At 73.0% G+C, this 12,797-nt stretch carries 11 protein-coding genes; 3 read left to right on the top strand and 8 right to left on the bottom strand.

Features of this window, described 5'->3' with window-relative positions:
- The first annotated feature begins 54 nt into the window (after nt 1–54).
- Nucleotides 55–1,791, top strand: a complete 1,737-nt coding sequence (locus tag AB0B39_RS04905; RefSeq protein WP_357573526.1) for a metallophosphoesterase — start codon at nt 55–57, stop codon at nt 1,789–1,791.
- Between the two features lie 83 nt (nt 1,792–1,874).
- Here AB0B39_RS04905 and ricT read toward each other — a convergent pair whose 3' ends face one another.
- The 6 genes from ricT to tmk all read right to left on the bottom strand — a co-directional run bounded on the left by ricT (nt 1,875) and on the right by tmk (nt 7,803).
- Entirely contained in the window at nt 1,875–2,714 is an 840-nt protein-coding gene (gene ricT / locus AB0B39_RS04910; RefSeq protein ID WP_234584157.1) for a regulatory iron-sulfur-containing complex subunit RicT, read from the bottom strand.
- 285 nt (nt 2,715–2,999) lie between these two features.
- Nucleotides 3,000–3,680, bottom strand: a complete 681-nt coding sequence (locus AB0B39_RS04915) for a hypothetical protein (RefSeq protein WP_357491121.1) — start codon at nt 3,678–3,680, stop codon at nt 3,000–3,002.
- Nucleotides 3,680–3,985 (bottom strand): hypothetical protein, encoded by a 306-nt coding sequence (locus AB0B39_RS04920; RefSeq protein WP_357491123.1) that lies wholly within the window; start codon nt 3,983–3,985, stop codon nt 3,680–3,682. Before AB0B39_RS04920 ends, AB0B39_RS04915 begins: the two co-directional genes overlap by 1 nt.
- Nucleotide 3,986: 1 nt before the next feature.
- Nucleotides 3,987–4,316: a YbaB/EbfC family nucleoid-associated protein gene (locus AB0B39_RS04925; protein WP_007454690.1), complete on the bottom strand. Its 330-nt coding sequence runs from the start codon at nt 4,314–4,316 to the stop codon at nt 3,987–3,989.
- A gap of 122 nt (nt 4,317–4,438) precedes the next feature.
- Nucleotides 4,439–5,713, bottom strand: coding sequence for a DNA polymerase III subunit delta' (locus tag AB0B39_RS04930; protein WP_357573527.1), 1,275 nt, complete (start codon nt 5,711–5,713; stop codon nt 4,439–4,441).
- Nucleotides 5,713–7,803 (bottom strand): dTMP kinase, encoded by a 2,091-nt coding sequence (gene tmk / locus AB0B39_RS04935; protein ID WP_357492046.1) that lies wholly within the window; start codon nt 7,801–7,803, stop codon nt 5,713–5,715. Before tmk ends, AB0B39_RS04930 begins: the two co-directional genes overlap by 1 nt.
- A gap of 317 nt (nt 7,804–8,120) precedes the next feature.
- Here tmk and AB0B39_RS04940 point away from each other — a divergent pair, with 317 nt between their 5' ends.
- Nucleotides 8,121–9,326, top strand: coding sequence for an amino acid deaminase/aldolase (locus AB0B39_RS04940; RefSeq protein ID WP_357491127.1), 1,206 nt, complete (start codon nt 8,121–8,123; stop codon nt 9,324–9,326).
- A 21-nt stretch (nt 9,327–9,347) separates the two neighbouring features.
- On the opposite strand, the gene AB0B39_RS04945 is transcribed toward AB0B39_RS04940, so the two are convergent.
- Nucleotides 9,348–9,953 carry a TetR/AcrR family transcriptional regulator gene (locus AB0B39_RS04945; RefSeq protein WP_234584216.1) on the bottom strand — a complete coding sequence of 202 codons (606 nt, stop codon included), beginning with the start codon at nt 9,951–9,953 and terminating at the stop codon, nt 9,348–9,350.
- A 226-nt stretch (nt 9,954–10,179) separates the two neighbouring features.
- Between AB0B39_RS04945 and AB0B39_RS04950 the strand changes: the two genes are divergently transcribed.
- On the top strand, nt 10,180–11,496 hold the full coding sequence (locus AB0B39_RS04950; protein WP_357573528.1) for a D-arabinono-1,4-lactone oxidase: 1,317 nt from the start codon (nt 10,180–10,182) through the stop codon (nt 11,494–11,496).
- Between the two features lie 47 nt (nt 11,497–11,543).
- Here the strand turns inward: AB0B39_RS04950 and AB0B39_RS04955 are convergent, their stop codons facing one another.
- A complete protein-coding gene (locus AB0B39_RS04955; RefSeq protein WP_357573529.1) occupies nt 11,544–12,770 on the bottom strand; it encodes a CapA family protein in 1,227 nt (408 codons plus the stop codon).
- Between the last annotated feature and the right edge of the window lie 27 nt (nt 12,771–12,797).

Genomic DNA, 12,797 nt, shown 5'->3' on the forward strand with positions numbered 1-12,797 from the left:
ATCTGGCTAATTACCGGACAGCACCTCGGCGGGAGCGGTACTACGCTGCGGCGCGTGAGTGACGAACGCGACGATCACCAGACCCCGGCGGGCGAGCAACCCGACGGGGAGCGGGCCCCTCGCCGGCCGCGCTCCACCGACCCGCTGGAGTTGGGTTTCACCCCCCGCAAGCCGGTGCCCTGGCTGGCGCCGTTCCTGCTGATCAGCACCGGCATCCGGACGCTGTTGGCGATCCTCTTCGGCGCGTACCTGGACAAGCGCGAGTTGCAGAACGCCTTCGGCGACGGCATCTTCCGCCAGGCGGGGCCGGACGGCGGGCTCTGGCTCGACTACGTGGCCGACCTCGGTGACGGCTTCCACGCCACCTACTCCGTCGCGTACCTGCTGGCGCAGCCGGAGCTGACCGTGGACGGGCACCGGCTGCCCCGTGGGCAGACCCTTGTGATGGGCGGGGACCAGGTGTACCCGTCGGCGGCCTACGCGGAATACGAGAACCGGTGCAAGGGGCCGTACCAGGCCGCGCTGCCGGCGACCCCGCCCGAGGGTCCCACGCTGTTCGCGGTGCCGGGCAACCACGACTGGTACGACGGCCTGACCGCCTTCCTGCGGCTGTTCGTCCGCTCCCGGGACCGTAACTTCGCCGGCTGGCGCACCGGGCAGTCGCGGTCGTACTTCGCCGTGGAGTTGCCGGCCGGCTGGTGGCTGCTGGGCGTCGACGACCAGTCCGGCTCATACCTGGACGACCCACAGTTGGCGTACTTCGACGAGGTGGCCCGGCGACTCACCCCCGAGTCGAAGGTGATCATCGCGGCGCCGTCGCCGACGTGGGTCAAGGCCGCCGACATCCCCACGGCGTACGACTCGATCGACTACTTCATCCGGACCATCATCGATCCGACCGGGGCGCAGGTGCGTCTGCTGCTCTCCGGCGACCTGCACCACTACGCCCGCTATGCCGGCCCGGACCGGCAGCTGATCACCTGTGGCGGCGGCGGCGCGTACCTGTACCCGACGCACAAGCTCCCGAAGCGCATCGAGGTGCCGCCCCGGGACACGCTGACCCGACGGGCCAGCCGCACAGAGCCGTACGACCTGGTGGCCCGCTATCCGGACGCGGCCCGCTCCCGGCGCTACGGCTGGGGCATCTTCGCCCGGCTGCCGTTTCGCAACCCCGGCTTCGCCACGCTGCTCGGCACCCTGCACACCCTGCTGATGCTGGCCATGGCGGGTGCGACGGCGAACTGGGCCGACAGCACCAACCAGCGACTGTTCAGCGTCCCGCTGGTGCTGATGGTGCTCGTGACGGTGGTGGCGGCGGTGCTGTTCGCCAAGCCGCCCAGCGCCAGTGGCAAGCGGCATGTCCGGCATTGGATTCTCGGCGTCAGCCACGGCGTGGCCCAGGTGGCGCTGGCCGCCGGCGGCACCTGGGTCTGGTTGGCGCTGCCGTTCTACGACTGGCCGTGGCCGCTGCCGGCGGTCGCCGCGGCGGTGCTGTACGGCCCGGTCATCGGCCTGGTGGCCAGTCAGCTGGTGGCGGCGTACCTGCTGGTCGCCAGTGCGTTCGGGGTGAACGTCAACGAGCTGTTCGCCGGGCAGGGCATCGAGGACTCCAAGTCGTTCCTGCGGTTGCGCATCGACCCGGACGGCACGCTGACGGTGTACCCGCTCGGGGTGGACCGGGTGTCCCGCGACTGGCAGGTGAACCCCGACCAGTCCCCCACAGCCAGCTGGCTGACCCCCCGCGCCCCGCTAACCCCCCACCTGACCGAACCCCCCATCGTCCTCTCCTGACCCACCTGTTGATCAAGAGCTTTGCGTCAGAATTCGGGCTCCGAATGACGCAAAGCTCTTGATCGACAAGATGACCCCGGGGGTTAGGGGGTGTAGTGCTGGTCGTGGGCTTGGCGGGGGGCGCAGACGGAGGCGCGGGAGCAGGAGCAGCGGGAACCGTCGGCGTCCAGGCGGACGGTTACCGCGTCTCGCGGGACGCTGTGGCCGACCACCCGACCGTCGCCCTCGGGGGTGGAGACACGGCTGCCGACGGCCGGCGCGGTCTCCTGGAAGCGCTGGTACAGCGGGTGCTCGTACTTCAGGCAGCACATCAACCGGCCACACGCCCCCGAGATGCGCAGCGGGTTCAGCGGCAGATCCTGGTCCTTGGCCATCCGGATCGTCACCGGCTCGAAGTCGGTCAGGAACGTCGCGCAACACAGGTCCCGGCCACACGAGCCGATGCCGCCCTGGACGCGCGCCGAATCCCGTGCCGAGAGCTGCCGCAGCTCGACCCGGCAGTGCAGGGTGGCGCCCAGGTCGCGGACCAGGGACCGGAAGTCCACCCGGTGCGGGGCGGTGAAGTAGACGGTGCTGCGCTCGCCGCCGCCGTCGCCCGAGCCGAGGACGTGGTCGACGGCCACCACCTTCATCGGCAGGCCGTGCGCACGGATCAACCGCTTCGCCGCCACCTTCGCCTCGGCCTTACGACGGCGCAGCGCCTCGTCCCGGGCCAGGTCGTCGTCACCGGCCAGCCCGACCAGCCGGGGGAAGCCGTCGGTCTCCTCGGTCACCCACTGGGCGGCCCAGACGCACTCGGCCACCTCGGGCCCGTCGTCGGTCGGCACCAGCACGCGGTCGCCCACCTGCGGGCGCAACTCGCCCGGGTCGAGGTAGTAGAGGCGCCCGTACCGGTTGAAGCTGACCGCGCAGAGCATGCCCATCCCCCCACCTTACGACGCATCACCGCAAAGGACGCAGCGGCCGATCCGCACACCGGCATCCATGACCGTCGACTCGACCTATTGTCGGGCCACCCGTCGTGCCGTTGACCCTCGCCCGGACGGTTGATTCCGGCCGCGGGTGCGGGACAAACGTCTCCGGGCGGCGTTGAGTGGAGGCAGACCTGCGGGGGGTGCAGGGGGAAGACCACGGCGTCGCCGTGGGCGCCGACTCTGCTCGGGCGCCCGCGAGCGACGCCGTGGCCTGTCCGGGGACGCGACGATGGGCTACCAGCCGACCCGGGTGGGCTGGTCGTAGCGGGGACGGCCGTCCATCGACGACCGCCAGGTGGACTCGGCCAGGCTCGGCGCCCACTGGCGCAGCAGTGTCTCGGCGCCGTCGTACGCGACGCACAGCACCGCCAGCACCCGCGCCGCGATCTCGGCCGCGTCGGCGACACCCGGCCCGACCGGCGTCAGGCGGGTCGGCGGACCGGTGGCGGTGGCGGCGACCACGGCCACCGCCTCGGCCGAGCGCAGCACATCGGCCATCGTCCGGGCCAGGGCGAGGCGGCTGCCCTCCACCCAGTCGGCGAGGGCGTCCGCGTACCCGGCGGTGGATTCCAGTCGCCCGACCAGGCTCTCCGGACCCTCGTCGAGATGGCGCAGCAGCGCGGCGCGCTCCTGCCCGTACGCCGAGGCGGCCGGGCCGGACCAGAGCACCGGGTCGGTGAGCGCGGCGCCGACGTCGTCGTACCCCCGGACCAGCCGGCGCACCGCGTGCCCGGCGCTGGCCAGCGGCGCCGGGTGCAGGTCGAGGAAGCCCCGGACGGCGTCACCCGGCAGCACCTGCATCCGGCGCAGCAGAGGCCAGACGCGGTGCCCCTCGGGAACGCCGGCCGCGAGCAACGCGTCCACCCGGTAGAGCAGGTTGAGGCCCGGTTCGGCGAGCCGGTCCAGCGGGTCCATCACGGCTCCCCGATGATCCGGCGGCGGGCGGCGCGGTCGACCTCGGCGTACCGGTCGGCGGCCTCGCGGACCGCCGAGGAGGCGGCGGCGAGCCGAGCGGCGGCGGCGCGCGCCTCGCGGGCCCGATCGTCGGTGGCGGCGGTCCACTGTCGGTGCAGCGCGCGACCGATCTCGCCGGGGCGGCCCGGGGCGTCCGCGCCGAACGCGGCCTGGGCCGGGTCGCTGGCGGTGACCGTGTGGGACAGCGTGGTCAGGATGGCGCTCGCCTCGTCGAGCCGCGCGGAGAGCGCGCGCAGTGCGTCCATGTCAGGCCCCCGCGAGCGGTCGGTAGGCGGCGAACGTCTCGTTGTGCAGCTTCTCCCGGGCCCACTCGGCGGCGTCGGCGGCCGCGGTGACGGCGGCCTGCACCGAGCCCGCCACGTCTCGTGGGCTGCGGGTGTGCAGCGGCCCGAGGAACCGGACGTCGGTGATCCGCCCGCCGGCGGTGACCACCACCTCGACCAGCCCGTCCGGCGACCGGACGGTGACCTCGACTGTCGAGACGGCCTGGTCGAACTCGGCCTGCAGCGATTCGATGCGGCGGTAGCGCCGCACCGCCTCCTCGATCCAGGCCTCGTCGATCTCCCCCCGCGGCATCGGCGACTCCTCCCGGATGGCCCCTCACTGAGCGTGCCGTCACCGTCACCACGGCACACCGGACCGTACCGCACCGCAATCGCGCGTGTCGATGGCTGTGGACAACCGGCTGGAGCTGCGGGTCAGCCCTTCCAGAGGGCGAGCATCATCGCCTCCACCGCGATCCGTGGCTTGACGTTCGCCTCGATCGCCGCCCGGCAGGCGAGAACGGCCTCCAACCGGCGCAACGAACCCTCGGCGTCCCACTTCTGGGCCCCCGCGCCGGCGAGCGCGGCGGTGTCGGTGTGCACGGGATCGACCGGGGCCCGCAGCGCCATGGTGAGCGCGTCCCGGTAGAAGCCGGCCAGGTCGACGAGCGCCCGGTCCAGCGCGTCCCGCTGGGCCCTGGTGGCCCGCGACTTCTGCCGCTTCTCCAACTCCTTGAGCTGCCCGGCGGCACCGCGCATCGCGCCGGCCGCGCCCCGGCCGGTGCCGCCCGCGCCGAGCGCGGTCTCCAGCGCGGCCCGTTCCGTCGCGTCCGACTCGGACACCGACGCCTCGGCCTCCGCCTCGGCCGCCTCGATCAGCGCGGACGCCGCGTCGAACGCCGCGCCGACGCCGGTCAGCCGGCGCGGCACGGCGAGGACCGCCTCACGCCGCTTGCGGGCCTCCGGATCGCGGGCCAGCCGGCGGGCCCGGCCCACGTGCCCCTGCGCGGCGGCCGCCGCCCACTGCGCCACGTCGGGCGCGATGCCGTCCCGACGGACCAGCACCTCGGCCACCGCGGCGGCCGGCGGCTGCCGCAGGGGTACGACACGACAGCGCGACCGGATGGTCACCGAGATGTCGTCCGGGTGGGTGGACGGGGCGCAGAGCAGGAAGACCGTACGCGGTGGCGGCTCCTCGATGGCCTTGAGCAGCGCGTTGCCGGCCGCCTCGGTGAGCCGGTCGGCGTCCTCGATGACCACCACCTGCCAGCGCCCGCCGGACGGGGTGCTGGCCGCGCGCAACACCAGCGCGCGCATCTCGCCGACGCCGATGGAGAGCCCTTCCGGCACCACCATCCGGACGTCGGCGTTGGTGCCGCCCATCGTGGTGTGGCAGCCGGGGCACTCGCCGCAGCCGGTGCCGTACGTGCACTGGAGGGCTGCGGCGAAGGCGCGGGCGGCGACCGAGCGACCGGAACCGGGTGGCCCGGTGAAGATCCAGGCGTGCGTCATCCCGGTGGACGGGTCCAGCGCGCCGGGCTCGGTGTCGCCGGTCCCGGGAGCGGTCTCGCCGGCCGCGCCTGCGGCGATCAGCGCGGGTGCCCGGTCGGCCGCGCCGGCGCGCAGCACGGCCGCCGCCGCGCCGGCGGCCCGGCGCAGTTCGGCGACCGCCTCGTCCTGGCCGACCAGATCGGCGAAGACGTCCGGCATCAGGTCTTGTGCTCCATCGTCACCAGCTCCGCGTCGGATAACTCCGGCTGCACCGAGGTGTCCGGGCCCTGCGCGGGGCGGGGGTGCACGATGCCGCCCGGCTTACCCAGCATCTCCTGCACGCGCCGGACCACCAGGCCGGTGATCTCGTCGGCCGGTCGGGACGCGTCGAGCACCAGGTAGCGCTTCGGGTCGGCGGCGGCGAGGTCCAGGAACGCGTAGCGGACGCGCTCGTGGAAGGCGATCGACTCCGCCTCGAGTCGGTCGGCGCCCGCGTTGCGCGAGGCCACCCGGGACAGGCCGGTCCGGGGCTCGACGTCGAGCAGCACCACCAGGTCCGGCTTGAGCCCTCCGGTGGCCCAGGAGGAGAGCCAGGAGACCTCGTCGACCGGAAGCGTCCGCCCGGCGCCCTGGTACGCGAGTGACGAGTCGACGTACCGGTCACTGATCACCACACCGCCACGGACCAGCGCGGGCCGGACCACTGCGGCCACGTGGTGTGCCCGGTCGGCGGCGTAGAGCAGCGCCTCGGCGCGCGGGGAGGGCGCCTCGTCGCCGGAGGTGTCCAGCACCAGCGACCGGATCCGCTGGCCGACGGCCGTGGCCCCCGGCTCGCGGGTGACCAGGACGTCGTGCCCCTGGCCGCGCAGCCGCTCGGCGAGCGCGGTGAGCTGGGTGGACTTGCCGGCGCCCTCGCCGCCCTCGAACACCACGAAGAGCCCGGCGGAGACGAACGGCTCGGAGGGCATCAGCGGGCGACCACGGATCGAGCCCCAGAGGTCGGCGAGGACGGGAACACCCTTCTTGTCGTCCATCTGGCCGAAGGCGCTGATCCCGGCGAAGATGCCGGCGGCGCCGGCGGCGAGCAGCAGCAGGCGGGTGGAGGAGATGGAGATGCCGAGGTCGGCGATTGTCAGTTTGCGGGAGCCGCCGACGCCGACCAGCACGCTGCTGAGCCCGATAGCCAGGATCAGCACCAGCCGGGTGCCGATCTGCACCACCGCGAAGACCCGGCCCCGCACCTCGTCGGCCACCTCGCCGCCCAGCAGTGTGGTGCCGGCCAGGAAAGCCATCCCGGCACCGGCGCCGACCAGGACCGCGCCGACGATCGCCATGGACAGGTGGATGGCGAAGGCGAGGGTCATCACGGCGGCGCTGGCCAGCACGATGCTCATGCCGAACCACCGGCGCCGGGACATGTCCTTGACGATCATCGGACCGAGACCGATGCCGAGGGCCAGACCGGCGAACATGGCGCCGAAGAGCAGCGAGAACGCGGCGTCGCCGGCGCCCAGCGAGTTGGCGAAGAACTTGGCCGTGCCGACGACGATGCCGCCACCGGCGAACGCCCCGAAGATGCCCAGCACCAGACCACGCACGAGCGGGGTCTTGCCGATGTACTTCCAGCCCTCGGAGAACTGCCGGAACATGCTCTGCTCGGAGCGCTCGGCCTCACCGCGTTGCGCCTCGCTGATCTCCTTGATCCCGAAGGCCACCACCAGGGCGGTGGCGAGCCGGGAGAAGGAGTTGAACCAGAGCGCGAGCTGGGCCGGTTCCGCCCAGTTCGGCAGGTCACCGCCGACGGCGCCACGGACACCACGGTCGAGCACGGCCAGGCCGATCGCGGCGGCGATCGGGGTAAGGCCGTACGTGGTGATCAGGGTGAGCTGGTTCGCCGCCTCCAGCCGGGCCCGCGGGATGAGGTTGGGGACCGCGGCCTCCTTGGCCGGGATCCAGAGCAGGGTGATCGACTCGATCAGGAAGGTGGCGATCAGCGCCCAGCCGACCACCAGACCGCCCGCGGCGCCGGTGAGGGCGTAGAGCGGGATGGACGCGAAGAGGACGAAACGCAGGAGGTCACAGATGACCATCGTCCAGCGCCTGTCGAACCGGTCGGCGAAGACGCCGGCCACCGGGCCGAGCACCAGCGCGGGCAGCAGCCGGATCGCTGTCACACCGCCGAACGCGGCGCCCTGGGCGGTGCTGCCCTGCACCTGGGAGGCGGCGAAGAGAGCGGTGGCCAGCAGACCGAGCCAGTCGCCGAAGGAGGCCGCGCCGAGCACGATCCAGAGCCGCCGGAACGGCCTGATCCGCAGAACTGAGCGGATCGCGGCGTAGCCGGACGGATCGACCTGACCGGAGCTGGACTGGTTGGCGGCGTTGCCCGACTGGTCACCCGCGCGCGACACGCCGGGCGACTCGCCGCTGTTCTGGCTTTCGATGGCCGTACCTCCACGTGCCGGCCCATCGCTGGGCACCCCCGGTGGAACACTCTAGACCCGGTGGGGGCCGCCCCACCGGCGACATTCTCCTGCTCGCTGAGCCTAGGCCGCCGGAGGCACCGGCCGCAGCCCGGGACGTACGCGAGGGTATTTCGCATTCACCGTCGGACAGTTAGCGTGCACACGTGGCCATCGAAAGCGACAAACTGCGCGACCGCCTGGACCGGGCGACCGCCCATCTCGACCCCCCGTACGCCGTGGTGGATCTCACCGCCTTCGACGCCAACTCGGCGGCCCTGACCGACCGCGCCGCCGGCAAACCGCTCCGGCTGGCCAGCAAGTCGGTGCGCAGCCGGGAGCTGATCGGCCGGGCACTCGCCCGACCCGGCTGGCACGGCGTCATGGCGTTCACAGTGCCCGAGGCGATCTGGCTGGTCCGCGCCGGTGTGAGCGACGACGTGCTGGTCGCGTACCCGAGCGCCGACCGGGCGGCCCTCGCCGAGCTGGCCGCCGACCCGACGCTCGCCGCCGCGATCACCCTGATGATCGACGGCACCGGGCAGCTGGACTTCATCGACGCCGTCCGCGCCCCGGGGCAGCGCGCCGAACTGCGGCTCTGCCTGGACCTGGACGCCTCCTGGCGACCACTGCGCGGGGTGCACGTCGGCGTCCGCCGCTCGCCGGTGCACAGCGCCCGGGCGGCCGGCGCGCTCGCCGCCGCCGTCGCCGGCCGCGCCGGCTTCCGGCTGGTCGGGCTCATGTCGTACGAGGCGCAGATCGCCGGCCTGGGCGACGCGCCGCCGGGCAGGACGCTGCTGGCCGGCGCGATCCGGCTGGCCCAGCGCGGGTCGTACCGCGAGTTGCTGGCCCGCCGGGGCGCGGCGGTGGCGGCGGTACGCGAGCACGCCGACCTGGAGTTCGTCAACGGCGGCGGCACCGGCAGCGTGGCCGCGACAAGCGCCGATCCCGCGGTCACCGAGGTCACCGCGGGATCGGGCCTGTACGGGCCGACGCTGTTCGACGCGTACCGCGCCTGGCGGCCCACCCCCGCGGCGTTCTTCGCCTGCGCGGTGGTCCGCCGGCCGACGCCGGAGCTGGCGACGGTGCTGGGCGGCGGTTGGATCGCCTCCGGCCAGGCCGCCGACAGCCGGTTGCCCCGGCCGTGGCTGCCGGCCGGCCTGAAGCTCGTCGCCACGGAGGGCGCCGGCGAGGTGCAGACTCCGCTGTCCGGCGCGGCGGCGGCCACCCTGAAGGTCGGCGACCGGGTGTGGTTCCGGCACGCCAAGGCCGGTGAGCTGTGCGAACGGGTCAACGAGCTGCACCTGGTCGAGGGGGACGCGATCGTGGCGACCGTGCCCACCTACCGGGGCGAGGGCCACGCGTTCCTCTGACGGGCCGCCCCGCGCGCCGGCTCAGGCGTGCTGGACGGCCTCGGCCTGCTGCTCGGCGGCGGGTCGACCGCTGTCGCGCCCGTCGACCTGGCGATGCAGGTACTCCCGGATCAGCGCCTTCGCCTCAAGCAGCACCCGCTCGTCGCCGTCGGACTTCCGCCGGAACGCGAGCTTGATCAACGCGTCGGCGGCCTCCACCGCGATCTCCAGGACGAAGCGCAGCTTCGGCACGTCGGTGAGCCCGAAGCGCTCGGTGAGCACCCGCGCCAACTGGTCGGCGATCACGCCGTTGTTGTCCCGCTGCTCATCGAGCAGGTGCAGGTCGACCACGTCGCCGAAGTGCAGAGTACGGAAGCCAGGGACGGTGCGGTGCATCGTGATGTACTCGTCGATGCCCGCGTCGACGCCGTCCCACCAGTGGGTCATCTCGTCGGAGGCGAAGCGCTCGTCGAGCCGCTGCAGGTAGGACTCCATCGTGCGCAGGGTCAACGCCTGCACGATCGCCCGCTTGTCCGGGAAGAACTGATAGACCGACCCGATCGCCACTTCGGCCCGCTCGGCGAGCAGGGTCGTCGTCAGACCCTCGTACCCCACCTCGTCGACGAGTTCGGCGCAGGCATCCAACATGCGCTGTACCCGCGCGACACTTCGACCCTGCACCGGTACGCGGCGCAGCGGCCCGGTCGTGGCGGCTGGTGTGGACACTCGGCGCCACCCCCCTTCGACGGATGAACATATCTCCACGTCACGAGTCCGTGACTACCGGTACAACGAGCGGATCGCAATTGCGGTATTTACCAGGTACAACGTTCCTGATATGAAGTCAGTTCATATTCATGAACAAGGAGCGCGCATGGTCGGCACCGCACCGCTCACCGCCCGCTGGTCCAACTGGGCCGGCAACCAGCGTGGCAGCGCCACAGCGATCCTGCGCCCCGGCTCGCCGGACGACGTCGCCGAAGCCGTACGCGCCACCGCCGCCGCCGGAGGCCGGATCCGCGTCGCCGGCAGCGGCCACTCCTTCACCGCTGTCGCCCTGGCCGACGACCGGCGGATGGAGCTGTCCGAGTTGGACACCGGTGTCAGTGTCGACGTCGCGCGCCGACTCGTCACGGTACCGGCGGGAATGACCCTGCACACGCTCAACGGGCTCCTCGCCCGGCACGGCCTCGCACTGCCCAACCTCGGTGACATCGACGCGCAGACAGTCGCCGGCGCGATCTCCACCGGCACCCACGGCACCGGCGCCGGCTTCGGCTGCCTGTCCACCTTCGTCGAGGCCCTCACCCTGGTCACCGGCACCGGCGAGGTGCTGCGCTGCTCCGCCGACGAGCATCCCGACGTCTTCGCCGCCGCCCGGGTCGCGCTCGGCGCGCTCGGCGTCCTGGTCGAGGTGACCCTGCGCTGCGTGGACGCCTTCGTCCTGCACGCCCACGAACGCCCCGCCGCGCTGGCCGACGTGCTCGGCGACCTGCCCACGCTGATCGGCGGCCACGACCACGTCGAGTTCTACTGGTTCCCCTACACGTCCCGGGTCCAGGTCAAGACCAACAACCGGGCGCCCGCCAACGACCGGCCGCTGCCCCGCTGGCGCGGCTGGCTGGACGACGACTTCCTGTCCAACACGGTCTTCGCCGGGGCCTGCCGACTCGGCCGAGCCGTGCCGGCGCTGGCACCGGGCATCAGCGCCGTCTCCGCCCGCGCGCTCACCGAACGGCAGTACACCGGGCGCTCCGACCGGGTGTTCTGCACCCCGCGCCGGGTCCGTTTCGTCGAGATGGAGTACGGCCTGCCCCGCGAGGCGCTGCCCGAGGCGCTCGCCGCGCTGCGACGGATAGTGGACGGGCTGCCGTTCAAGGTCCTCTTCCCGGTCGAGGTGCGCTTCACCGCCGCCGACGACATCTGGCTGTCGCACGGCTACGGCCGGGACAACGCGTACGTCGCCGTGCACCAGTACGTCGGCATGCCGTACGAGCCGTACTTCCAGGCCTTCGAGAAGGTCGCCGCCGGGTTGGGTGGCCGCCCGCACTGGGGCAAGCTGCACTACCGCGACGCCGCGTCACTCGCCACGGCGTACCCCCGCTTCGCCGACTTCCAGGCGGTCCGCGACCGCCTGGACCCCCACCGGGTCTTCACCAACCCCCACCTGACCCACGTCCTCGGGGTCTGACGGCGCGCTGGACCAGGACTTGGGTCACGGCCGGTGTCGAGAGGGGCTCAGCCGCCCGACGCCACCACCTGGTTCGCGCCGGCCCCCAGGGCCCGGACGTAGCCGAGCACCCGCTGGTACGCCGCCCGGTAGTCGCCCCGCAGTTTCGGCGGGGTGCCCGGGTCGGCAAGCGCTGTGGTCAGGTCGACCAGCCGGAGGGCCGGTGTCAGGTCGGTCCAGGTGGGCAGTGCCTCCATCCGGGTCACCGTCCAGCGCCCCGGGGCGGTCTCGGTGAAGGTCGCCCGGGCCATCACACCCTCGCGGTTGTCGTTGATCGGCTCCTCGTGCCGGGCCAGTTCGTTGCCCATGCCGAAGACCACCCACTTGTCGCCGAAGCGCTGGAACGGCTGCACCGCGTGGGCGTGATGGCCCAGGATGAGGTCCACGTCGGGCGACGAGATCAACTGCTCGGCCCAGGCCCGCTGGTCGGCGTCCGGCAGGTGCTGATACTCCGTACCCCAGTGCAGGCTGAGCACGACGATGTCGGCGCCGGCGGCGCGCGCCTTGTGGGCGGCGGCGAGGATCTTGGGCGGATCGATGAGGTTGGCCAGCCACGGCTGACCCGGGGGTCGGGTCAGCCCGTTGAAGTTCAGGCTGTACGCCAGGTGGGCGACGCGGACGTCGCCGACCTGGTAGATCCGGGGCCGGGCCGCTTCGGCGGCGCTGCGGGCGCTGCCGGTGTGCCCCAGCCCGGCGGCGTCGAGTGCGCGGATGGTCCGGGCCACCCCGTCGGCGCCCTGGTCGAGGGTGTGGTTGGAGGCGGTCGAACAGCCGTCGAAGCCGGTGGTGCGCAGCCCGTCGAGCACCTGCGGGGGCGCGTTGAACGACGGATAGCCGGCGAACGGGCCGGCGGGATCGGCGAGTGGCGTCTCGAGGTGGCACAGCGCCAGGTCGGCGCCGCGGACCGCCGGGGCGACCCCGGCGAACATCGGGGCGAAGTCCATGCCGCCGGCACGGGCAGCGTCCCGGCGTGCCTGCTCGGTCACCGCTGGATGGATCAGAACGTCACCCGCGGCGACGAGCCGCACGGTCCGCCCTTTGGCGGGATCCCGGCTCGGCCCGGTGGACGACCCGGGGGCGACGGTCGGCGGGGAAGCGTGCGACGCGATGGCGCCGGCCGGCGAGGGGCTGTCGGCGTCCATCGTCCGGATGCCGACCGCGGCCACGGCGAGCAGCAGCGCACCCGCCGCAGCACCGACGAGCACGCGGCGGCGCGGGACCGGGGTTGCGAACATCCCCTCACGTTAGGCAGTCCACACCAG

Origin of the sequence: Micromonospora sp. NPDC049114, assembly GCF_040648635.1 — a bacterium.
GTDB lineage: Bacteria > Actinomycetota > Actinomycetes > Mycobacteriales > Micromonosporaceae > Micromonospora.